The 24,338-nt window shown below is 36.6% G+C and carries 22 protein-coding genes and 1 riboswitch; of the genes, 15 read left to right on the forward strand and 7 right to left on the reverse strand.

Features of this window, described 5'->3' with window-relative positions; translation table 11 throughout:
* Positions 1-9 precede the first annotated feature (9 nt).
* On the forward strand, positions 10-1,428 hold the full coding sequence (locus ACWPWS_RS15595) for a CCA tRNA nucleotidyltransferase (protein WP_209788039.1): 1,419 nt from the start codon (positions 10-12) through the stop codon (positions 1,426-1,428).
* 164 nt (positions 1,429-1,592) lie between these two features.
* Here ACWPWS_RS15595 and ACWPWS_RS15600 read toward each other — a convergent pair whose 3' ends face one another.
* The 3 genes from ACWPWS_RS15600 to ACWPWS_RS15610 all read right to left on the reverse strand — a co-directional run bounded on the left by ACWPWS_RS15600 (position 1,593) and on the right by ACWPWS_RS15610 (position 6,154).
* A complete protein-coding gene (locus tag ACWPWS_RS15600) occupies positions 1,593-2,645 on the reverse strand; it encodes a DUF5074 domain-containing protein (protein ID WP_454047138.1) in 1,053 nt (350 codons plus the stop codon).
* A 20-nt stretch (positions 2,646-2,665) separates the two neighbouring features.
* Positions 2,666-4,492, reverse strand: a complete 1,827-nt coding sequence (locus tag ACWPWS_RS15605; RefSeq protein WP_454047139.1) for a TonB-dependent receptor plug domain-containing protein — start codon at positions 4,490-4,492, stop codon at positions 2,666-2,668.
* A 33-nt stretch (positions 4,493-4,525) separates the two neighbouring features.
* A riboswitch (cobalamin riboswitch) is annotated at positions 4,526-4,703 on the reverse strand.
* Between the two features lie 137 nt (positions 4,704-4,840).
* Complete coding sequence (locus ACWPWS_RS15610) at positions 4,841-6,154, reverse strand: T9SS type A sorting domain-containing protein (protein WP_454047140.1); 1,314 nt, start codon at positions 6,152-6,154, stop codon at positions 4,841-4,843.
* Between the two features lie 154 nt (positions 6,155-6,308).
* Between ACWPWS_RS15610 and ACWPWS_RS15615 the strand changes: the two genes are divergently transcribed.
* Entirely contained in the window at positions 6,309-7,937 is a 1,629-nt protein-coding gene (locus tag ACWPWS_RS15615) for a helix-turn-helix domain-containing protein (RefSeq protein WP_454047141.1), read from the forward strand.
* Positions 7,934-9,067, forward strand: a complete 1,134-nt coding sequence (locus tag ACWPWS_RS15620) for a hypothetical protein (protein ID WP_454047142.1) — start codon at positions 7,934-7,936, stop codon at positions 9,065-9,067. Before ACWPWS_RS15615 ends, ACWPWS_RS15620 begins: the two co-directional genes overlap by 4 nt.
* 62 nt (positions 9,068-9,129) lie before the next feature.
* On the opposite strand, the gene pafA is transcribed toward ACWPWS_RS15620, so the two are convergent.
* Positions 9,130-10,776 carry an alkaline phosphatase PafA gene (gene pafA / locus ACWPWS_RS15625; protein ID WP_454047143.1) on the reverse strand — a complete coding sequence of 549 codons (1,647 nt, stop codon included), beginning with the start codon at positions 10,774-10,776 and terminating at the stop codon, positions 9,130-9,132.
* Positions 10,777-10,878: 102 nt separating this feature from the next.
* Here pafA and ACWPWS_RS15630 point away from each other — a divergent pair, with 102 nt between their 5' ends.
* From ACWPWS_RS15630 to ACWPWS_RS15665, 8 genes are all read left to right on the forward strand, one after another.
* Positions 10,879-11,664: a hypothetical protein gene (locus ACWPWS_RS15630; RefSeq protein ID WP_454047144.1), complete on the forward strand. Its 786-nt coding sequence runs from the start codon at positions 10,879-10,881 to the stop codon at positions 11,662-11,664.
* Positions 11,665-11,684: 20 nt separating this feature from the next.
* On the forward strand, positions 11,685-12,077 hold the full coding sequence (locus tag ACWPWS_RS15635) for a VOC family protein (RefSeq protein WP_209788017.1): 393 nt from the start codon (positions 11,685-11,687) through the stop codon (positions 12,075-12,077).
* Positions 12,078-12,094: 17 nt separating this feature from the next.
* Entirely contained in the window at positions 12,095-12,631 is a 537-nt protein-coding gene (locus ACWPWS_RS15640; RefSeq protein ID WP_454047145.1) for a GNAT family N-acetyltransferase, read from the forward strand.
* Between the two features lie 102 nt (positions 12,632-12,733).
* A complete protein-coding gene (locus ACWPWS_RS15645; protein WP_309512645.1) occupies positions 12,734-12,967 on the forward strand; it encodes a hypothetical protein in 234 nt (77 codons plus the stop codon).
* Between the two features lie 130 nt (positions 12,968-13,097).
* Entirely contained in the window at positions 13,098-13,670 is a 573-nt protein-coding gene (locus tag ACWPWS_RS15650) for a Crp/Fnr family transcriptional regulator (RefSeq protein WP_454047146.1), read from the forward strand.
* A 22-nt stretch (positions 13,671-13,692) separates the two neighbouring features.
* Positions 13,693-14,244: a putative glycolipid-binding domain-containing protein gene (locus ACWPWS_RS15655; protein WP_454047147.1), complete on the forward strand. Its 552-nt coding sequence runs from the start codon at positions 13,693-13,695 to the stop codon at positions 14,242-14,244.
* A 103-nt stretch (positions 14,245-14,347) separates the two neighbouring features.
* The gene (locus tag ACWPWS_RS15660; RefSeq protein ID WP_454047148.1) at positions 14,348-14,533 is read left to right on the forward strand and encodes a hypothetical protein; all 186 of its coding nucleotides are present in this window, start codon (positions 14,348-14,350) and stop codon (positions 14,531-14,533) included.
* 50 nt (positions 14,534-14,583) lie between these two features.
* Positions 14,584-15,501, forward strand: coding sequence for an alpha/beta fold hydrolase (locus ACWPWS_RS15665; protein WP_454047149.1), 918 nt, complete (start codon positions 14,584-14,586; stop codon positions 15,499-15,501).
* Between the two features lie 160 nt (positions 15,502-15,661).
* Here ACWPWS_RS15665 and ACWPWS_RS15670 read toward each other — a convergent pair whose 3' ends face one another.
* The 3 genes from ACWPWS_RS15670 to ACWPWS_RS15680 all read right to left on the reverse strand — a co-directional run bounded on the left by ACWPWS_RS15670 (position 15,662) and on the right by ACWPWS_RS15680 (position 19,478).
* The gene (locus tag ACWPWS_RS15670; RefSeq protein ID WP_034699354.1) at positions 15,662-16,588 is read right to left on the reverse strand and encodes a malate dehydrogenase; all 927 of its coding nucleotides are present in this window, start codon (positions 16,586-16,588) and stop codon (positions 15,662-15,664) included.
* Between the two features lie 118 nt (positions 16,589-16,706).
* On the reverse strand, positions 16,707-17,258 hold the full coding sequence (locus ACWPWS_RS15675; RefSeq protein WP_454047150.1) for a biliverdin-producing heme oxygenase: 552 nt from the start codon (positions 17,256-17,258) through the stop codon (positions 16,707-16,709).
* Between the two features lie 21 nt (positions 17,259-17,279).
* Complete coding sequence (locus tag ACWPWS_RS15680) at positions 17,280-19,478, reverse strand: ATP-binding protein (RefSeq protein WP_454047151.1); 2,199 nt, start codon at positions 19,476-19,478, stop codon at positions 17,280-17,282.
* Positions 19,479-19,858: 380 nt separating this feature from the next.
* On the opposite strand from ACWPWS_RS15680, the gene ACWPWS_RS15685 reads away from it, so the two are divergent.
* The 4 genes from ACWPWS_RS15685 (at position 19,859) to ACWPWS_RS15700 (ending at position 24,337) form a co-directional block, all read left to right on the forward strand.
* Entirely contained in the window at positions 19,859-20,908 is a 1,050-nt protein-coding gene (locus tag ACWPWS_RS15685) for a linear amide C-N hydrolase (protein WP_454047152.1), read from the forward strand.
* A 138-nt stretch (positions 20,909-21,046) separates the two neighbouring features.
* Complete coding sequence (locus ACWPWS_RS15690; RefSeq protein WP_209787977.1) at positions 21,047-22,213, forward strand: porin; 1,167 nt, start codon at positions 21,047-21,049, stop codon at positions 22,211-22,213.
* A gap of 20 nt (positions 22,214-22,233) precedes the next feature.
* Positions 22,234-23,664 (forward strand): anion permease, encoded by a 1,431-nt coding sequence (locus ACWPWS_RS15695; protein WP_079242846.1) that lies wholly within the window; start codon positions 22,234-22,236, stop codon positions 23,662-23,664.
* A gap of 16 nt (positions 23,665-23,680) precedes the next feature.
* A complete protein-coding gene (locus tag ACWPWS_RS15700; protein ID WP_454047153.1) occupies positions 23,681-24,337 on the forward strand; it encodes a succinate dehydrogenase cytochrome b subunit in 657 nt (218 codons plus the stop codon).
* The last annotated feature ends 1 nt before the right edge of the window (position 24,338 follow it).

Raw genomic sequence — 24,338 nt, forward strand, 5'->3', positions numbered from 1 at the left:
TTATTAACGATGAAAATTAATCTTAATCAAAATAAGAATTTAAAACTATTTAAAATCATTTCTGAAGCAGCAGAAAGGAATAACCAGTCCGTATACATTGTGGGCGGTTATGTGCGTGACCTTCTGATGAACAGAAAAGCTTCTACAGATATCGACTTTGTAACAGAGCAAAGTGGTATTGAACTTGCCCAAAATGTAGCTCAGGATATAGATCCTAAATTAAAAGTTTCCGTATTCAAAACATATGGAACAGCGATGATTAAGTATAAAGAACTTGAGCTTGAATTCGTGGGAGCCAGAAAAGAAAGCTATACAGAAAACAGCCGTAAACCTGAGGTGGAAGGCGGAAGTCTGGAAGATGACCAGAAAAGAAGAGATTTTACCATCAATGCGATGGCTATTTCTTTAAATAAAGAGAACTTTGGAGAACTGATCGATCCGTTTAACGGGGTGGAAGATCTTGAAAAAGAAATCTTAAGAACTCCTTTAGAACCGGCTCAGACTTATTCTGATGATCCATTGAGAATGATGAGAGCAGTACGTTTTGCTTCAACTTTAAATTTTAAAATCGAGGAGAACTCTCTGCAAGCGATCCAACAGGAAGCGGAAAGAATCAAGATTGTTTCTATGGAAAGGATCATGGTAGAGTTCAACAAAATCATGCTTTCTGAAAAACCGTCTATCGGACTGAGACTGATGGAACAAACAGGTCTTATGAAACTGATTATTCCTGAACTGATTGAACTAAAAGGCGTGGAAGAAGTGGAAGGACAAACCCACAAGGATAACTTTTATCACACGCTGGAAGTGGTGGATAATATTTCTGTGAATACGGACAATCTGTGGCTTCGTTGGTCTGCTCTGCTCCATGATATTGGAAAAGCTCCAACAAAAAAGTTTGTAGAAGGAACGGGATGGACCTTTCACGGACATGAATTTTTGGGCTCAAAAATGGTAAAAACACTTTTCCAGAGATTGAAATTACCATTGGGAAGCGATATGAAATATGTTCAGAAAATGGTGAAACTTTCATCAAGACCTATTGCACTGATTACTGATGACGCTTCAGATTCTGCATTGAGAAGACTTTTATTTGATGCAGGTGAAAATCTTGAAGATCTTTTTACCCTTTGCAAAGCAGATATTACCACGAAAAATTCCAAAAAACAGGAAAAATTCAAAAGAAACTTTGAATATGTAGCGGTAAAGATCAAAGAAGTGGAAGAAAAGGATCAGGTAAGAAATTTCCAGCCGCCTATTACCGGTGAAGAGATTATGGAAATGTTTAACCTTAAGCCAGGCCGTGAAATTGGTATCTTAAAAGAGAAAGTCAAAGAAGCCATCCTGGAGGGTGAAATTCCTAATGAAAAAGAAGAAGCCACAAAGTTTGTTATTGCTGAGGCTGGGAAACTGGGATTAACATTATAAAGTAAATTTATAAAAAGCATAAAAAATCCGGCGGAATGTTCCATTCCGCCGGATTTTTTATGCTCACTGATGAAAACAAAGCCGACCGGTTTCGAAGAAACCGGCCGGAAAAAAACACAAATGATGAAAAAATAAAAAATTATATTTTTATATACTGTAAGGTATTATGGATTCAGGTAAGTTCCGTTAGCACCCAGACCTCCTGTTTTAAGAGATCCCAGTTTGCTACCCGTAGTTGCTGAATACACTACCATTTCACTGTCCTGAGTAAACTGTTTAACATCTGATGCAAAAATTCTTCCATCAATTACATTAAATCCATAAAGCGTAAAATAAGGACCTCCATCTGCAGCTGTTAACAATGGAGTTGTAGGAATTACAGGAGTCGCTAAACTTGTTGTATACACTTTATTCGAAGAGCTGAAGTATAATTTATCGTTATCAATCTGAAGGTTGGTTGCACTAGGAATTCCTGTCAGTGTAATTACTGGTGTAAGAGTTCCTGTACTTGAAATCTTATAGATGTAAGAATCTGTAGCTGTTGAAGAAATTGTGTAAACATTAGATTTGTAAGACACCGTATTTCCAATCTGACCATTCGGAACAGTAATTTCAGTTTTATTGTCATTGGAAGTATTGATATAAGTAATCTTATTTCCAAATCCTGATGAAGCATTTTGTACAAAAACATTTCCTCCTGCTTCTACTGTTTTATCAGAAACGTCAGTCATACTGATTTTACTTACAAATGAATAGTCAGAAGCTTTATATTTCGTTACACTTTTCGTATTGGCTGTGAAATTGGTATTGGAAACGTAGATAAAGTCATTCGCAAAAGTAATTCCTCTTGGGTTATCTAGCTGATCAGTAATTACTGCTAACTTCTTGAACGTATAACGGTCTACAACAACAATTTTGTTTGAGTTATTGATCACAAGATAAGCCTTATTTCCGCTAAGACCAATCGTCTGAAGAACATCACCAAGGATTTCTTTATTGTTATAACCGTACACATCATCCTGCTTCAGGCTTAAATCTCTTGTCAGGAATGTTACTTTAGCTCCCTGGCTGTTAAAGTTCCCTTCATTAGAGATAAAATATCCGTTCTGATAAGTGATCGGGGAGATTTCAATTTCGTCAGAACCATTTGTACATGAAGAGATATTAAACAATAATACCACTGCAAAGAGTACAGTTAAAAGTTTAGTTATTTTCATAATTTATTCAATTTTATTTGTTAAAAATTTATTGCTGCATACACACTATAGTTTCTTTTCGGTAAAGGATAAAAAGCTACGGTTTTATAATATGTATTGGTTAGATTATTCACTTTAAACCCTAAAGTATATTTTTTGGCTAAGGTTGCAGAAACACCCATATTTAAAAGAAAATAAGGATCTATGGCATCTGATCTTTTTTCATCACTTGTCGTGTAGGTAATACCATTCAGCAGTCCCTGTGCGAAAAATTTAAAGAAACCATATTCATAATCTATATTCGCCGTCCCTCTGTGCATAGGAACGTAAGGTCTCTGCATCTTCGTTTCTTTATCAATAGATTTTGCATAATAATATCCTGCATTCGCTCTGAATTTATGATTCCCAAACTGTTTACTGAAAGACAACTGGGATTCCAGCCCGTAAGATTCAAATTTATTGATATTGGATGCCTGCCAGTAGCCCAAAGCAGTGGGAAGCCATACGATAAGATCCGTCACATTCATATAATAAGGAGACAAAGTAAGTTTGAAATCTCCCATTTTGAACTCATTTGTCATATCAAACTGAGTAGAAGTTTCGGGTCTCAGATCTTTATTTCCTCCCGGTTCATAATAAATATCATTAAATGACGGATATCTGAAATTCTTTGATACGTTAAGACTCACATCATACCATTTCAAGGCATTCCATTTTCCGGAGAATGAATACATAAACGGAGACTTCACATCTTCCACAAAATCTTTTTTAAATCCACCTTCAAAACGCAAGTCCTTCGTAGCAAAATACCTCAACAATCCTGAAATTGAGCCGATATTTCTGCTTACATCAGATATTCCACTCGCGTACCCTTCTCCTTTATTGATCTGAAATTCTCCGATAAGATTAAAATTCCATTTTGAATTCAGGAAATAATTGAAATCATTTTTGAAGATATAATTTTTCCCGGTTCCGCCACTGGATTTAGGCTGATTTAGTGAACCGAAATACTGAAAGTTTTCTTCCGTATAGGCTGCTTTAAAGGAGTTGCTGAAATTTGTTTTGTTCCAGTCCCACGAAAGAAGACTTCTTACACTTTGAGTCTTATATTTTGTCTTTGTTCCTGTTTCTTCATACACAGGATAATGCTGTGAAGAATCAAAAAACTGGCTCTGCCATGAAATTTTATGGTCGTTTGTTATCTTGTAGGAAGCTCCTGCATTGAACGTAGTATTGTAATAATTTCCGTTTCGGTTAATATAGTTCAGATCGCTTACCTGATAATCATTTTCACTTACAGAATAATTTCCGGAAGCTTTAAAACTGAACCTATCATTACTGTAAGAACCTTTTACAAAATTGTTATAGGTATTAAAAGAAGCAACTTCTGAAAATAAAGAACCATGAAAACCTTTGTTAAAATCAAGGGTATTATTCAGGTGAATACTTCCTCCGATAGCACCACTTCCATACACCACACTTCCGCCACCGGCTTTTATACCGATCTGATCATAGCCAAACAAAGCAATATTATTGATATCTCCCTGGCCCAGAAAACTGGAATTGATATTAATCCCATTCCAGACAAATGCTGTCTGCTGAGCGGTAGTTCCTCTGAATGAAGGCGAAGAAACAGCACCACGACCATTTTCTTTAATAAAAACCTGCGACTGAAATCTCAGAAGTTCCGAAAGATTACTGGAGTTTTTCTCGGCATCTTCCGCCGAAATTATTTTTACAGGATGAAAAAGTTTAACCCTGTTCATCTGGTTGTCGAAAACATAAATAGTATCGATGGTTTTCTCTTGTCCAAAAAGAAAGCAACCATACGATGAAAAAAGCAGTACTAAAGATCTTTTTATATCCATACTTTTTTACTTTTCCTCCGAAAGCAATATGTTTTTTTAATTATAATTCCGGCAGGTCTCCTGACTTTCGCATTCTGCTCCTTCCCGTTTTTATACAGTGGTTTTTTGCAGAAACTTTTGTTGCGATTTACAGTTGCGGGGACAGTCCGGGAGTTACACCCGATTCCCTTTTCATTCCAAAATACTGGAAACCAAAATTTTTGCAAAGATAGTTTTTTTATATGTATCCGCCCAAAACCATACGTATGCTTAAAAAGCCGGTCTTCTTATGAGCTGAAACAAAAAAAGAACAGCTGCTTTCAATATTGAAAACAGCCATTCATCCCACTACTTTACTATTTATATATGTTATTTTTTAATCAGCTTATAAGTCTCTTTTTTACCTCCTTTCACAGAGTATTGTAAAATATAATCTCCTTTTGACAAGGATGAAACATCAATCTGTCCTTCTACAGCATTGAATGATTTCACCCTTTGTCCAACCATATTATAAATTTCTGCGTTCTCTATTTTTCCTGTTCCTTTAAAATATAGAATATCAGCAACTGGATTAGGATAAATACCTATGCTGTTTTTTTCTTTTACAGCATCATTGACGGATAAAAATTCAGAAGTATCCAGATAAAAAGCAATCATCTGACCTGAAGCATTTGTTCCTGAACCGGCAATTTTCTTTCCGTCCTGAGAAATAGCCAGAGGAAGTCCCATGGTTACTCCATTCGTTGCAATTCCTAAAGATGCTGCATAATCATTCAGATTAATCCTTCCGGTAGCAGAAGTCCAGATAAAACCTTCTCCCGACATGGGAGGAGCACCAAATGCTCTGTAATATCCGATAACTTTTTTCCCATCAGCAGAAATTCCTGTTGCACCTCCTTTGAAACTGAAAGAAGCATTAGGATGGGTAATATACGTGAGCCCGCTTACAGTATTCCAAACATAGGGATTAGGATTTGCCGATCCTATGATGGTATTTCCGTCTGCAGAAATCCCTCCTGCTTCCCCTACATTATTTCCGTTATTATCAGTAATAAAACTTTCTACTCCATCCTGCCATTTTGCACCGCTTCTCGTACCGTTTGATTCATCCTGCCATCCTACAATTACTGTTCCTGTAGCATTAATTGCATTTGCTCTTGAACTGCGTCCGGAAACAATACTTCCAAGATCTACCATTCCGTTCACTTCATCCCATTTCACAGCGTGGGCATTCGCGGCAGTAAGAAACCCCAGCCCTACAATTGTATTTCCGTTGGTAGTCATTCCCCAGGTAGAACTTACACTTCCGTCCCATCCGGTAGGAACAAGTCCGCCCCGGTTTACCCAAGTGGCAGCAGCAACATCATACGTTGATATTTCATTAAATCCTGTTGCAGTATTGGTAATGGAAGATGATATTTTCGTTCCGTCATTCGAAACAATAGTCCTTCCTGCAGCCGGATATCCGTTTGAAATAGAACCTATCTGTACAAGTCCTCCTGCTGCATTCCATTTATAAATTCCTCCTGCGCTGGTATGCATACTTACTATTCCATTATCAGAAACTGCACCTACATTATAATTTCCTAAACTTATTACAGTTAGCTGTGCCCCTGCAAAACAAAATTTAAGGAAAATACAAGCCGTCAATATTTTCATTGACATTCTGTAAAAATTTTTCATATTTTATTATATTTAGCGTTTCGAATTGGTGGAAACAATATTAATACAATATTTAGCCTATCCAAAGAAATAGGCTTTCATAATTCGTGAATTTCAAAAGAATTTAATTTTTAAAACACTCATAAACAAACAGATACAAAACAACATTTTGAATATGGATTTTACCAGAATTATTCAAAAAAACACAAAAAACAAATTACCAGAACAAAAATTATTTCAAAACAGCAGAAAAATATTCCTGTTTATTTTTATTTACAGCTCTTATTGTATCAATGGACAGTCCGGTCCGGACTTTACTATTTTAGCCGATAAGGCATTTCTCAAGCTCTATCAAAATTCTGACGAATGCATCAGTTATACCCAGGGAATTCTGGTCAGTGATCAGAATACAGAACACAAAATTGTGCTGCAAAATATTATTTCACAAGCTTTTGCCATGAAGGGCGATTATGTACAGTCTGTGAATATTTTTGCTCAAAAAGAGGATAATAATCAGGCAAATGATCTTTCCTATGACATGCAGGTCTTCAGTGATTATAATCTTGCGGATCAGTATCAGAATCTGGGGTTGTACAACCAGTCAAAAAGAATTATTTCTCATCTTTTATCTGATCAGAAACTCCTTAAAAGTAATGATCCCACTTTAAAAGTCACTACCGCAAAACTGTATCAGCTTCAGGCTTTGAACTCCGGAATCAACAGGGATTATCCAACAGCATTGAAAAACCTTGATAAAAGCAATCAATACCTCAGTGGTCATAATGAAGAGAAGAAAATCTTAAAAATCGAAAACAGGATTTTCCGGTCTTCATACCTACTGAAGCAAAATAAACTCCCTGAATATAAATTCCTTATAGAAAGTGTCATTTTAGATCTTGAACATCAGAAAAACAAACCTTTTCTGCTAGGGCTGGCTTATGAGAACTTATCCCAGTATTATTTCCTGAAACAGGATTATACAACAGCTATTGAAAAGCTGGAAACCGGGCTTGCATTGATTGAAAACCTTCCTTTCAACAATTTAAAAATTAAAATTTACGAATCACTGTCCCGTAATTACTACGCTATTCATAATGATGCAAAATACCATCAATACAATAAACTTTATACTGACTTAAAAACAAAAACAGATGTAAGTTCGAAAGAAGGAATACGGTATCTTGTGAAACTCGTTGAGACCAACCAGAATAAAAACATTGAATTTCAAAAACAGACATCACTCAGGTCTTCCCTGTTTTTGATTATCATTTTATCTTTGATTGTTATGGCCCTTTTTACCTATTTTTTACTCATTACAAGCAAAAATAAAGATTTAAAAAAACAATTTGATTTCTTTGAAAAACAGATCAGCCAGAAACCTCAACCTAATTTAATAAGCAAAACTCCTGCAGCAGCAAAAGATTCCGGATCTACCAAAATATCCAGGGAAAAAGAAGATGAAATCCTCCAAAAGCTTGAAGAATTTGAAAAATCTGACCGCTATCTGAATAAAAATATGTCACTTTCGATGCTTTCTTCACAAATGGAAATCAATACAAAGTACTTATCCGAAGTCATCAATAATAAAGAAAAAAACTTCAACGGATATATTAACAAACTAAGGATCAATCACATTGTACAGTTATTAAGAAGTGATACTGCTTTTCTTAACTATAAAGTGAGCTACCTTGCGGAGTATTCAGGATTTTCATCCCACAGTGCCTTCACAACCGTTTTCAAATCCGTCACCGGAATGTCTCCCAATTCCTATATTCAGGAAATCAGTAAAACTAAAGCCGTATGAAACTATTTTTAAAAATACTATCACTGCTTCTGATCGCTTTTTATACTTTTACGAAAGCACAAAAGACACCAGACAGTGTCTTAATGAAAAAAGCTAAACTTGAAATTTATGACAACCCTGATAACACCATTAAAATTGGGGAACAATTATTAAAGAAATCTCATGACGTAAAGACCTCTATTAATCTTTATATGATTCTTTCCACAGCCAATATCGCTAAAAGGAACTTTGAAGAATCGTTAAAGTATATTTTAAAAGCAAAGGAACTTTCCCAGAAAACCAATGATCCCAAAAGCCAGTCAGGGGTACTGATCTCAGTGGCTATACAGTATCAGCAAATGGAACTTTTCAGCAAAAGTCTTGAAACATTGAATGAAGCTGACCAGTATATTGCAAAAATCCCGGCCAAAAATCCAGAAAGATATAGTGAGACGGCTGCAAGCTACGCCATAAGAGGAATGATTTATAAAAGCCAGTCCAATTCAGAAATTGCATTGGAAAAATTTCTGATTTCTATACAAAATTATGAAAAGGTTCCCGTAAAGAAAATTACTTATTCCAATATGAGTGTGGTGTATTACAATATTGGGCATTGCTATCTTAATCTCAATCAAATTGATAAAGCACAGGAAGCTTTTTTACAATCTATCGCCTACGCCCGAAAGAATTATGCTAAAAGTCTGGAAGCTTTTGCCCTGAAAGGAATTGCTGAAATCCATAAACAAAAACATGAAAATCAATCTGCCATAAGCCTTTTACTAAAAGCGGAAAGCCTTTGCAAAAATACCGGAGATATTATTCTGAATGAAGGACTTTACAAAGAATTGGCCGATAATTATCTTGCTATGGGACAGCAAAAACTCTATCAGCAGTATAATAAAAAATACCTGGAAATGCGTTTCAAAAGAAAGCAAAATGAACTGAAGTCCATTAATCAGGTGATTGACAATCACAATAAGGAAACTGCTTTGAAAAGTAAAAATCTGAAATCTTATTATCGCTACATTAAAATTGTATCTGTTCTGCTGGGATCCATTTTTATCGTTATCCTTTTATACTTTATTATAAAAATCAGAAAACAGAATAAAAAGTTTCAGAAAGAGATACAGCAAATGATAAGAACGTCATAAGCTCTGAAAAATAAAAAAACATTCCGGATAGGAATGTTTTTTTATGATCTGTAATTTTCGATTTATCTACCAATAACCTCAGTGATCGGGTTTCCTACATTTCCACTTGGGAACTGAATTTTCAATAGAGAAGATACAGTAGGAGCAATATCTGTCATGTGATATTCTTTATTGCTTTCTCCTTGTTTCACTCCCCATCCCATAAAGATCAATGGAATATGTGAGTCATAAGAATTCCATACACTGTGTGTAGTTCCTGTTTTAGAATATGGAGGAAGCATAGAATCGTGAGAAATTAACTGGATATCCCCGCTTCTCTGTCTGTTGATCCCATTGATAATTCTCTGTTTAATTGGCTCCGGAATACTCGCTTCCTGAACTCTATCTACAGAAACAGCATATAAAACAGTAGGATCTTTCTCAATTTCTTTTACAGCAAAGTTTCTTACGTCATCCAATTCAAGCTTGCTATCTGCCAATACTTTTCTGTCGAAATAAACCTGGTAGTTATCAATGGCATTGACCAATTTATCTGCTCCGAATTTATCTTTCAGTTTTTGGTTCAGATTCTTTTCAACATCTTCCCCGAAGAAACCTGTAGTGATTTTATGTTCTTTAAGAAATCCTACAGAATGTGCTCCACCGTGGTCAGCAGATAGGAAAACCGTATATTCTCCTTTTCCTACTTTTGAATCCAGATATTTGAAGAATTCTGCTAAATCCTGATCTAATCTGATATACACATCTTCTACCTCAATAGAATTAGGCCCGAATTTATGTCCTGCATAATCTGTAGAGGCAAGGTTGATGGCTAAAAAGTCCGTAACCGCATCTCCGCCTAGTTTTTCACCTTCAACAGAAGCTTCGGCTAACTTTAACGTCAACGTATTTCCGAAAGGTGTATAGCGGATATTATCTTTTTTAGTTTGGTAGTCTTTTGCTAAATTACTGTAAGGGAAAGTAGGTGTTTTTGCACTTCCCAACAGGCCTTCCCAAGGCGAATTGTCCGGTGCACTTTCCGTATATTCATTGATTGGAAGTAAAGTATTCCAACCGTTGGCTACTAATTTTTCAGGAAGGTTCTGAGAGTTGAATGATTTTACCCATTGAGGAAGATCATTCATATACCAGGTACTGGTAATAAAGTTTCCTGTACTGTCATCAAACCAGAAAGCTCCGTTTGGCGTATGTCCGGCAGGAAGAATAGAAGCACGGTCCTTTAAAGAAACTCCTACTACTTTTCCCTGGAAGTTGGTGGCCAGCCTTAATTCGTCAGTCACCGTAGTAGACCAAAGGTTTTTTGGAGAATGGCTTCCTGTTTTTACATTGGTGGTTCCCACGGGCTGAACGCTTTCATCCGCAGTACAGTACACTCCTTTTCCTGTTTCCTTATCCGTCCAGTCGTTTCCTGCAATTCCGTGGATAGCCGGTACAGATCCTGTATAGATACATGTATGTCCCAAAGCCGTAATGGTAGGAACATAAGGAATATGTACATTATTCAAAGAATATCCTGTATTCAAAAGTCTTTTGAAACCGTCATTTCCATATTTACCATAAAAACGGTATAAATAGTCCCAACGCATCTGGTCTACTACCAGACCTACAACTAATTTGGGTCTTTCCAGTTGAGTATTTTTGTTCTTCTGTGCATTGATTGTAACTACGGACAATAAAGTAGCTGCCGCAATTGAAATGTTCCTAAGCATCCAAGTAAATTTTTATTGATGACAAATTTAAGGGTTTTGAAAGTTTTGGAGTATGAAATTTTATTTAAATTTGATTATTGTACAATTATCAATCAATCTTCTATGATTTTAGGCATATACTGGTATTTCAAATTTCCGGATCATTTATATGACTTTAAGTTTTTCAAATTCTATCCGGGGTATGGCGGCCATGCCGATAATCCGGCTGAGCTGGCAGCAAGAGTTCAGGTTAAAAATACAGATGATTTTATGATGAAACTGGAAGAACTGAAATCAGACTTTAACAAAACCTATCTACATGTCAATACCGATGGGAATCAGTTGATCCTCAATATCGGAGACCATATGCTTTTTGATTTTCACTTTCAGTTTGCCGTAGAGATTGAAAAGTTACTGATCCGTGAAAATGCAATACTATTAGATCCAAGCCTTCCTTTCACCCTTCAATCCAGTAAAAGCTATCCTCCTGAAAAAGAAGAGTTCAAAAGTATAGAACACCGGTTCATTCAGATGGTGGGTTCAGATTTTAAAAAAAGTAATGCTGAAAATTATACGGCCAGAATTGACTGTAATCTACCTTTAGAGCATAAACAAAATCTTATTAATGATTTAGTACAGATTTGCCGGGAGGAAAATCTCCATGTATTCTATTATCATGATTCTGATTTTAATGCTCATTGCAATCTGATGCTATTTTTCAGCAATGGCAGGCAGAAAAAAGAGAATATCCAAAAGGTTGATATGAATTCTTTTGGAAGTAAAGTTCGCCAAATTACCCGGAAATACCCTCTCCATTTCGGTCATTTCGGAAGCTTTAAAGAATATCCTTTACAAGGGTCTCATGTAATGTTGATAGCAGATGAAGAATATATTTTAAACAAAAAATAAAACCATTTAAATTCAATCCTATGATCAAATTCAAATATGTCATTCTCTATGTGGAAGATGTAGAGCAGTCTATGAATTTTTATAAAAACACCTTTGGTTCTGAAATAAAGTTCATCACCCCTGAAAAAGATTATGGTGAGCTATTGACAGGAGAAACAACGCTGTCATTTGCTTCTCTCAGTCTTGCGAATTCCAATATTAGAAAAGGATTTTTAAGCTCAAAAACTCAGGATAAGCCTTTCGGAATAGAACTGGGATTTACCACAGACCATGTAGAAGCCCTGGTAGAAAAGGCCATAAAAAACGGAGCTGTTCTTTATGAAGATATCACGGTAAAACCATGGGGACAAAAAACAGCCTATATCCAAGATCCTGATCATTATCTGGTAGAAATCTGTACTGAAATTCAATAAGTCTAAAAAAATTTGATGTGGAAATAAAGAAATTACAAAAATTATCCTCTAATCCAAGTTTAGAATGGGGACATAACGGCTATACAACAGAAATAAGATACATCGTTTCATCTATAGAATCCGGAGGTTCTTTTGAGTTCATTTTAAAAGAAAAGTCTTTGCCTTATACCAAAACCTGGGAAACAACTTTGGAAGAACTGGAAGAACTCAATACAATTATTGAAAAGGAAAATTCTTTCGGTGCTTTTGTTGACGAAAAACTTGCAGGCTGGATTATTGGTGAACACAGGACATGGAACAACAGCTTTTATATTGAAAACATTCTGATCGATGAAAAGCACAGACGGCAGGGAATCGGAATCAGCCTTATTAAAAGTGCGATCAAAGAAGCCAGAAGATTAAACTGCAGAGTTATTGAACTTGAAACACAAAATACCAACTATCCTGCGATACAGTTTTACAGAAGAATGGGATTCACTATTACCGGACTGAATACAAGGCTCTATGAAAATGCAGAGGAAATCGCACTTTTCATGACTTTAGATCTAGAATAAATCTCAAAATCTTACCCTCTTTTAATTCCAATACGTTAAAACACTTGTTAGTGTGTTAAAAATTTTATACATTAGTAATCAACAAATTAAAATCTTATTACTATGAAAAACCTTAAAAGACTTAAAAGGAATCAGCTTGTACTGATCAGTGGAGGTGACACTCCCTATGCATTATGTGATATGGATGGAAATTGTCCGCCTACTATAGGCTCTTACTATTGTAGTGACGGTACCTGTTACAGGGTTTCCGGTGGCGGCGGCAGCAATCCCGGATGTAACGAACCTATGCGCCTTTGCCAGGAATGGGAAACAGGATGCGGATGCGTTTATATGTAAAATATTTTTGTTAGATAAAATTTTGTTGAGGGCGGTTTTACCGCTCTTTTTTATGACCTTTTCAAAGGCAAAACACGCTTACATTCTCCGGCAATTTCATTAATTTCGCAAAAACAGAAACTCCAATATCATGGAAAATCTTCTGAAATATATCAGATCTCTCACCCCATTTTCTGACGAAAGCTGGAAAACACTTCAGCCCGCTCTTTCGGAAAGGAATTACAGGAAAAATGAACTGATGTTACAGGAAGGTGAAATCTGCAACGCTTTATTTTATATTGATAAAGGATTTTGTAAGAGCTATTATGAAATAGAAGGAATCATAAAAAACACCGGATTTTTCTTTGAAAATGAAGTAGCAACTAATATCAGCAGTTTTGGAAGTGGCCAAAAGTCTGAATTTAATATCATCGCTTGTGAAGATCTGCATGCTATTATTTTTGATAAAACAAAATTATTTGAAGCAGCTAAAAATGCACCTGAAATTGAAACACTAGGCCGCCATTGTATCCGGGAATTTGCTTCCAGACAAGAAGAATTTTCAAATCTGTTCAAACTTTATACAGCAAAACAAAGACTGGAATATCTCGAAACCCGACATCCCGAAATGCTGCAACGTGTCTCACTCACTCAGCTGGCTTCATTTCTTGGGGTAGCAAGAGAAACATTAAGCAGAATCCGGAAACGAAGAATTACCCGTTAACGAATTACATCCAAAAAAATATATGAAAACACTGATCTGGAAAGGAATTCTTTTCAAGTCTCTTGAATATTTTAATTTGCAATCTGATGATAAAAATTATAGCGTAACATCAAAAATTATCGGATCTTATGAAGATAAAATCTACGCTGTAAACTATAGCATTATCATTGATAAAAACTGGATTGTTCAGAGTTTTTTAATCGAATCTGAAATCAATAACAGTAAAAGAACACTTACAGGAAAAAGAATCCGGGATCAATGGGAAATCAATAATGCTGTACATCCTGAATTCAATAATTTCACATTCATAGATATCTCACTTACGCCATTCACCAATACTTTACCGGTCAACAACTTAAAGCTTTCAGAAAGCAGCTCTAAGAAGATTGATGTTATTTATATTGATGTTTTAAACCATAATATCAGACCTGTTCAGCAACAATACACCCGAACAGCGGCTAATAAATACCTGTATGAAAATATTGAAAACGATTTTAAAGCAGAAATTTCAGTGGATGAAAAAGGATTAGTTACAAATTATCCAAGACTGTTTGAAAAGATTGCAGAACATTGAGACATAAAACAATATCACAAGTGATGAGATAAAGCTGCTGTTCTTGTTTTCACACCACACATCTGATCCCTTCCACCCAATATAATAAAGCATAAAAATAAATATGGATGTCAATTTTTTAGGATTAATTGGTAATTTAATAAGGCTAATTTTCATTTTCAAACTCAACTATAAAAAACAACAGGAAGCATCTCAAAAAGATTTTGAAAAAGAAGAAAAAAAAGATATTACTGTAGGTTCTGTGGCTATAGTATTCATTATAATTACAGGGGTATTACTATTTCAGTAATTAAATAATATTCAGCGTAATAAACAGTCCTTTATAATTGTTATAAGGATATGAAAACAATTGCTCTCTTACTCTTTTTTTTCGTTTCCCTGACTGTCATTTCAGCTCAGAATCATCACTCCGAAGGTTTTTATGAAACTTCAGATCATGTAAAGATCAAGTACAAGGTCTCCGGAAAAGGAGAAGCCTGCATTTATATTCCCGGCGGTCCCGGACAGGGCTATCCATCGTTTGAACTGATGGGCGGAAACCATCTGGAAAAAAACATGCAGATGATTTATATGGATCAACGGGGTTCCGGGGCATCCGGTACTTCGGAAAACTATCATCTCGATAAAATGATTCAGGATATAGAAGAACTGAGACAGCATCTCCAATTGAAAAAAATATTTCTCCTCGCTCATTCCTTTGGGGGAATCATTGCGGTCAGTTATGCAAAAAAATATCCCCAGCATACCAAAGGGCTTATCCTTGCCAATGTCACGCTCCACTTCCTGAATGATGAATCAGTCAAAGAACAGATTGAATACGGAAACAGTCTTCTACAGGCAAAAAACAAAGCCGTTCCTAAAGACAGTCTTACCTCAGAACTTTCAAAAATAAGCAGTGCATTAAGGAAAAAAAGAATCGGATATAAATTTCTGACTGAAGATATTGAAACCATAAAAGAATCCGATAAGATTGATTCTCTCCATCCCCGAATCATCGACTTCGGAATGGCTGTTATCTCAAAACCTAAAGACTTCCCGGAATATTATGCCGATTACGCTTCCATTACAAAAAGTATCCCTGTTCATGTATTGATCATCACCGGAAAAAAGGATAAAGCTGTCGGTACCCAGCATTATAAAACCTTCCGTTTTCCCAATCAGAAAGTAGTATCCATTGATGGTGGCCACCTTTTGTATTATGAAAAAAATAAAGAGTTTGTGAATGCTGTCAGTCAGTTTGTGAATACTACAAAGTAATATTGTATTGACTATTTTACAAATATTAAGTTTTTGGCGCGGCCTCCGGCCGCGCCAAAAACTTTTCTCAATATTCAAGAGTTTAAAAACAACCCCGGCTGTTTCAAATGAAACAGCCGGGGTTTATCTATTTTAATTCCTGCTTAAAAGCGGGCTATTATTAAAATTTAAGATCTCCATTCACTTCTCTAACTGCGTTAGCAGCTTCAGCGAATTTCAATTGCTCTTCAGCAGTCAAAGTTACGTTTACAATTGATTCTACTCCGTTTGCTCCGATGATAGCTGGAACACCAAGGCAGATATCATTTTGTCCGTATTCTCCTTCAAGCATTAAAGAACAAGGGATCATTTTCTTCTGGTCACATGCAATGGCCTGAACCATTACAGAAACTGCTGCACCTGGAGCATACCAAGCTGAAGTTCCTAATAATTTAGTAAGAGTAGCTCCTCCTACTTTAGTTTCTTCGATTACATATTTTTGTTGCTCATCACTCAAGAACTCAGTTACAGGAACCCCATTTCTTGTCGCTTTGCTCAATAATGGAAGCATACCTGTATCACTGTGAGCAGCGATTACCATACCGTCAACATCAGAAATTGGAGCTTCCAATGCTTCAGCCAATCTGTATTTGAATCTTGCAGAGTCTAATGCACCACCCATTCCGATGATTTTGTGCTTAGGAAGACCTGAAGTTTTGTGAACAAGGTAAGCCATAGTATCCATTGGGTTAGAAACCACGATGATGATTACTTCCGGAGAATGTTTTACTAAGTTTTCAGTAACTTCTTTCACGATACCAGCGTTGATACCGATCAATTCTTCTCTTGTCATTCCAGGTTTTCTTGGAATCCCTGAAGTGATTACTGCTACATGAGAACCTGCAGTTTTGCTGTAATCTCCTGTTGTACCCGTAATTTTTGTATCAAATCCGTTAAGAGATGCTGTCTGCATCAAGTCCATTGCTTTTCCTTCAGCAAACCCTTCTTTAATGTCTACCAAAACTACTTCTGAACAGAAGTTCTTCATTGCGATGTATTCTGCACAGCTTGCTCCTACAGCGCCTGCACCTACTACAGTTACTTTCATATTGTTACTTTTTAAAAATTATTTTTTGTTAGTTAAGTTTAAATTTGAAACTCCCCAAATTTAACAATTCCTGAAAAATTGAGCAATTTTTCAGGAATTTAATTAGAATTAAAATAAATTAGTTGACGTTCAGTAAAAACGTATATAATTTTTTCGCGCCGGAAAGCACTTCATTGTAGTTTTCTTCGGCTACCTCTGTATCCAGAACTTCTTTAAAATTCTTCCACATAGGCCCTGTATTTTCCTGATAACATCCGAAAAAGTTGAAGGTAACCTCATCAAATCCTTCCGTTTTAGAAAGCTGTTTTGCAATTACATTTCCACCAAGGGTAGAACCTTCAATCACATACATGGCTCCAAGTGCTTCATGTTCGTTATTGAAATCCAGAGGATGAGATACTTCCTGATTTTCCAGAGAAAGGCTTTTCAGGTCTTTTTCAATAAGGGAGAGTTTTTTTCTAGCATCAAGCTGAAGTTTCTCTGCATACTTACCGGAAAGGCTGTTGAATATTTTATCTTCACTGTGAAGAAGCATCAGGTAATTGGTGTGGATAATCTTTTTATAATCCTCTAAAGTGAAAGTTTTGTTAAAAATCTTTTCAGAATTAAAAAGTTTTTCTGCTGCATCGTGATAATCTGCTGTATTCTGTTTAAGATATTCTGATACCATACATAACGTTTTAAAAGTTTCTCAAATATAAGGCTTTTTGAACGTTAAAATAAAGGAAGTTCCCTCACTGTTGCTTTCAAAATCCACATTTCCTCCCAATCTTTTCATAATGCGGTGTACAATAGACAGCCCTACCCCGTTTCCTTTAAACTTCTTGGCATTATCCATTCTGTTGAAGATTTTAAACATCTTATGTTTCTCCTCTTCAGGAATACCAATACCATTATCAGAAATCCTGTAAATAATAGTCTGGCCGTCTTCAGTTCCTTCAATTTCCACTTGCGGAAGATCTTTGTGGGACGAATACTTCACTGCATTATTGATGATATTCAAAAATACCTGATGAAGCATGGTTTTATCAGCCATGACATCCGGGCATTCCTTAATGATAATTTCACTGTTCGGACTGCCATAGGTCATCTTGGCATTTTCGGAAATTTTCTCAATTGTATGAGCCGTTTTAAGACTTTCAAGCTGAATTTCGCTATGCTTGGCACGGCTAAGCTGCAGTACATCATGCATCATTTCCGCCATATTGTCGATTTCCTCTATAATCGAATTAATCTTGGTCTTACTTTTTCCAGAATCATCTCTAAGATTTCCCAAAAGCATTTGAGCATTCAGCTTCATTACAGTCAAAGGAGTTCCCAGATCATGGGAGATGGTATAAGAAAAACTGTCAAGCTCTTCATTTACTTTTTTAAGCTCATCATTAAGCCTTTTGATTGCATTATAATTTTTATGAGAAGTTTCTAAAATGAGGTCCCTTACAGCCTGTACAGCACTCACATTTCTGGAATTCCATCTTTTAGAATACCCTTTGATATTTTCAGTAAAAATACGGAAGGAAGTTCTTGGTGATATCATCTGTCTTTCTTCGCCGTTCTGAGAAAACACACTTATTCTTTTCTCCGGATTTCCAGCCCAGTTGATGTGTTCATCAAACTCTTTCCGAAACCAGATCAGCATTTCATTTTTATCTCTTTCAATAAAGTAAATAACAATTCCTGCTGCATTTTCAGACAGATCCAGCTCTTTACCATGGTCTTTAAGGAAGTTTCGGCTCACATAAATCAGATCACTGGTATTTTCAAGTGCCCATTGTGCAATGGTATTTATACTTTCCAACCCTGGAGTATTTCCGTCTGTCACAATATTCTCATCGGAAACAATGGCAAGTCCGTCTGCTTCAGGTAAGTTTCTGATCTCTTTTTTGCATTCGATAAGAGAATCAAACAGGTTATGGTGCTTTAGAAATTCCGTTTTCATCTTAGACATTTTCTCATTCAGTTCCAAACGGTAGTTCAGCTCACTTTTAGATTTAAAAGATGAATAGGCATTCGCAGCCAGCGTGGTAAAAATTCCGGCCTGTACTCTATCCTCAAGGTCAATATGCTTGGGTTCTACATTCTGGCAGGTAACCAGCCCCCAAAGATGATCATCAATAATAATAGAAACACTGAAGCTTGAAGCCGCTCCCGAATTTTTAAGATACTGCCCATGAACAGGCGACATCCCTCTGGAAGCTGAAAAAGTAAGATCAATACTTTCCGCACTTTTGCTTAAAATAGGAACATTATCAGCATATACATTACTGAAAATTCTTTTTCTTTTTTTCAGATAAAGATCCCGTGCCTGTTTCGGAATGTCAGACTCCGGATAATGAAGCCCCAGAAAACTTTCCATATTTTCATTTTTCCTTTCGGCAATTACCTTTCCGGAACCGTCCATCATGAATTTATAGACCATCATCCGGTCATAGTTTACCACCTTTGACAGCGTTTCCAGAAGATGATTCCAGAGTTCTTTTTCGTTATCAATGATGTAAAAATTGTCATACTTATTGGAAATCCTCTTGTCAGGATTGATCAGGACTTCTTCGAATTCAAGAAAAATGGAAGATTCACTCCTGAAAACAGAAAAGTGATACTCTTTTTCGTTGATAAAAATTTTGTCGAAATAGGTTTCGTTTTTACGTCTGGTAAACCTTTCCAGAGAAGTATATATTTCTGAATTGATAATACTCTGAAAGCTTTCGGGAAAGTCTGTAATCTTCTTTTCGAAAAGCTTTTCCGGGTTTTCGATGGTAAATATATCCGAGATATTCCTGCTAAAAAAAGTGATGGTGTGGGATTCCGCATCAATGCCAATCAAATAGCCAAAACTTTGTATAGAACCCGGAATATGGATAGGTTCTTCATGACATTCTACAAAATTCATATATCTCTTCAGTCTATTAATCAAATATAGCGTTTTTTTGAACAGTGTTTACTTTTGTGGTATATAATTTCAAAGTACACTCTACGACGCATTCATGGGAGATAACAGATAAAAAATGTAGTAAAAATGCATTTAAATATTCTTCATTTTCACCCCTTTTTTATGCCATATCATTAAAATATACGAAAAAAAATCCAATAATCAGGTTATGCACTCTTTAATCATGATTCATAACATGGATTACAGATTATTAACTTTAATAATTGTTTTATTTAAACAATTTTTGCTAAATTTATATCACCAAATAATGAATATGATCAAAATTAATTGAATTATTCACAATAAATTCAATATAAAATTTAAATTCAAATAATACTATTATGAAAAAGTTCCCATTAATTTTATTTTCTCTGATCCTCTCTGTAGGATTATGGAATCCATCAGAAGCATGTACAAGGGTAGTTTACAAAGGACCGCAGAACACCATTATTACAGCCCGTTCTATGGACTGGCGTGATGAAATCCCGGCCAATTTATGGGTTTTGCCAAAAGGTATAGACCGTAACGGGCAGGTAGGTTCTAAATCGGTAAAATGGACTGCCAAATACGGAAGCCTCGTCAGTACGTCATGGGATATTGCATCATCAGACGGAATGAACGAAAAAGGATTGGTTGCTAATCTGCTTTGGCTGGGAGAATCCCAATACCCAAAATTCGATGGAAAAGGAAGTAAAAAGGGAATTGCCATCTCATTATGGGCACAATATTATCTTGATAATTTCGCCACCGTAAAAGAAGCTGTAGAGTATTCACAAAAAGAACCGTTTGTGATTGTAAGCGATTATATTCCGGGAACAGAGAGATTTACAACCGTTCACCTTTCCATTTCCGATGCTTCAGGAGACAGTGCCGTATTCGAATATATTAACGGAAAACTGGTGATCCACCATGATCCTTCTTATACCGTTATGACCAACTCTCCTATTTTTGAGGAACAGCTCGCTCTTAACAATTACTGGAAAGGGATTCCCGGAACAGTTATGCTTCCCGGAACCAACCGCGCTGCAGACCGCTTTGTGAGAGCTTCATACTACATCAATGCAATTCCGCAGACTGCCGATACCCGCACAGCAGTAGCCAGTGTTTTCAGTGTCATCAGAAACTGTTCTGTACCTTATGGAATCTCTTCCGCTACCGAACCCAATATTTCATCCACAAGATGGCGTTCTGTTTCGGATCAGAAAAACCTGGTATATTATTTTGAAACCGTTTTCACTCCCAACACATTCTGGGTAGATCTTAAAGATTTTGATTTAAGCTCTAAAGGAAAAGTGATGAAACTGGATCTCAGTAATAATAACACCTACAACGGTAAATCCAATGCAAGTTTTAAAGAATCTGCACCCTTCACATTCTTAGGATTAAAATAGATATTTCGCCACAAAAAATGCTTGCGCTTAGTAAACAATGCCCTAAGTATGCCCCATTATGATTTTATGAGATACTAAAACGGGTTGGATAAGCAGTTGTGGTAAAATAGAGTTCACAATAAAAAAACAAAAATAGATATGGCCTTTTTTTCGATTAAAAAGAAAAGCCTGATCCTGTGCATGCTGGCCTGTGCCTTATCAGCCCATGCACAAAATCAGGATTCTCTGAAGACCACACCTCCTCCACAGGAAGAAGACAATGTAAAATATCCACAGCTGCAGATCAAAGGCCTTTTTCAGGCACGTTATCTGGTAGGAATGTCTAAAGATGTTGATGTAAACGGGCTTCATCATACCGATGGCTCCGGAACTGATAATAATTTCATGCTCAAATACATGAGGGTTCAGGTTCGGGCACAGATCAGTAAACGAACGGAAGTTGTTGTTTTGGCCAACCTTGCCGATTTTAAAAATGACCCCAAAAGCAGAGTTCTTGAAAACGCTTATCTGAAGTACACTTTCAATCCTAAATTAGCCATTACTGTAGGACAGTTCAGACCTTGGTTCGGTATTGAAGAGACTTATCCTATTGATATTATTAAATCTCTAGACTGGTCCAATCAATATACGGAATTTGGGAAACTGGGCTGGACAAGTTTCCAGATCGGGATGTCTGCTACTGGACAACTTCAACTGGGAGAAATTCCTTTCCAATATGCAGTTTCCGTGGTGAACGGAAATGGAAAGAATCAGATCAATGATAATGACAACGGAAAGCAGTACTCTACCCGTCTTGTTTTCGGATTATCAAAAAAATATCATTTCAATGTAGGTCTGAATGGAGGAACCGGAGAAGTTTTCAGCAAAAAAGTGTATGCTCTGGGTATAGATCTAAGTTCACTGATCCAATTTGATCCAAAATGGAGCCTTGATATGCAGCTGGAAGCCAAACAGGCAACCAACCACGTTCTGTACAACTCCATTGCTCCGGAATTACGTCCTGACAATCCTGATCAGTATCTTATCCGTGGAGCCTACTTCCTGCCGAACCTGAGATATGAAATCAACCACAAAAATCTCAGTGCTTTCGAATTATCCTGCCGCTACGAATATCTTGACACCAATTTCAGAATGGCTTCTAACCCAAGACAAACCATTACCCCAATGTTCGGATTAGAATTCCTGAAAAATTACGGAGCAAGAATTCAGCTGGGAGTACAGTTTGACCGCTACAAATATCAGGTGGAAAACACCTCACAATACAACAACAATCTATTTATAGTGCAAGTACAAAGTAGGTTTTAAACGATTAAATAGTTAGTATCATGAAAGAAATTAATATCAAAAACGTAGCGATCACATTTGTTGTTGCGTTAATCATATGGTTCATCCCTGCTCCGGAGGGTGTTGCAGAAAATGCCTGGCATCTTTTTGCCATCTTTGCGGCAACTATTTTAGGAATCATCCTTAAAGCTGCTCCAATGGGTACAATGTGTATGATGGCCATTGGTTTTACAGCCCTTACACAGGTAGTTGCTCCGGGAGATGCCGGAAAATCCATTACCAAAGCGCTTTCCGGTTTTGGAGACAAAGTAATCTGGCTGATCGGGATTTCATTCTTTATTGCCAGAGGATTTATCAAAACAGGATTGGGAAACCGTATCGCCTTTTTATTCATCAGGGTCTTTGGTAAAAGTTCACTGGGACTTGCGTACGGATTAGGACTTGCTGATGTTTGTCTGGCTCCTGCTATTCCGAGTAATACAGCAAGAGGTGGTGGGATTATCTACCCTATTATGAAATCTATGGCAATAAGCTTCGATTCCGTTCCTGAAAAACCGGAAACCCATAGAAAACTAGGATCATTCCTGACTTTGAACAGCTACTATATGAACCTCATCGCTTCTTCCATGTTCCTTACCGGAACAGCAAGTAACCCGATGTGTCAGAAATTTGCAGCCAATCTTGGGATTGATATTACCTGGATGTCATGGGCTGCGGCAGGTTTCATTCCGGGTGCAGTAGCATTCTTTGTCGTTCCTTTGGTATTGTACAAATTATATCCGCCTGAACTGAAAAAAACGGGTGATGCACCGAAAATGGCCGCTCAGAAATTAAAAGAAATGGGCCCTATTTCCAGAAACGAATGGCTGATGCTGTTAGCATTTTTTATTCTGCTGGCCCTTTGGATATTTGGAGGAGCACTTTCTATTGATGCTACCACTACAGCATTCATCGGATTAACATTATTGCTGTTAACTTCAGTATTAACCTGGGAAGATGTAAAAGGAGAAAAAGGAGCATGGGATACTATCGTTTGGTTCGCCGTACTGGTGATGATGGCAAGCTCTTTAAATGAATTAGGTTTCATTGGATGGTTCAGTAACCTTATCAAAGTACAAATTGGAGGTTTGAGCTGGCAGGTAGCCTTCCCGGTTATTATTATAGTCTATTTCTTCAGTCACTATATTTTTGCCAGTGCCACCGCTCACGTAGCGGCTATGTATGCAGCATTGCTGGGTGTTGGGGTTTCTTTAGGAATTCCTCCTATGTTGTTGGCAATGATGCTTGGTTTCATGGGTTCTATTTATGGAGTACTTACCCATTATGGCCACGGTCCGGCTCCGGTATTCTTCGGAAGTGGATATGTAGATCTCAAAGCCTGGTGGGTAAGAGGTCTTGAAATAGGAATCGTCCTATTGATCATTTATATGGTTGTAGGAGGATTGTGGATGAAAGTCTTAGGATATTATTAATCAATAAATCAAAAATATGTTATCAACACTGTCAAGAAAAATGCTGATGTGCCTTACAGGACTCTTTTTGGGATTCTTCCTGTTGATTCATTTCCTTGGAAATCTTCAGCTTTTTCTTCCACAAGAACAGGCACACCTGCAATTTAATGCCTATTCGCATTTTTTATCAGGAAATATTATTATTAAAATAGTGTCTTACGTCTTATATGCCAGTATCATTTTGCATGCTGTAGACGGACTTATGATCACTTTAAAGAATAAAAAATCAGGCGGCGGCTATCAGAGAGACGGACGTGGAAGAGCCAGTAAATGGGCTTCCAGAAATATGGGAATCCTTGGAACATTAATTCTGATTTTCCTGGTGATCCATTTCCAGAACTTCTGGTATATCTATAAATTCGGAAATCCGCCTTTGGATGAAAACGGAAATAAAGATCTCTACATTCTGGTAGTGAATGTCTTTAAAGAATGGTGGTACGTTATCATTTATGTGTTATCAATGATCGCTTTGTGTTATCACCTGATTCATGGAATACACAGTGCGGTAAGAACATTGGGACTGTATCATCCTAAGTTTGTACGATGGTTCAAAACGATTGGGATTGCCTATTCAATCATTATCTGTATAGGTTTTGCATTGATGCCGGTGTATGTATTCTTTACTTATCATTAAA

Source organism: Chryseobacterium sp. Marseille-Q8038 (assembly GCF_965111995.1).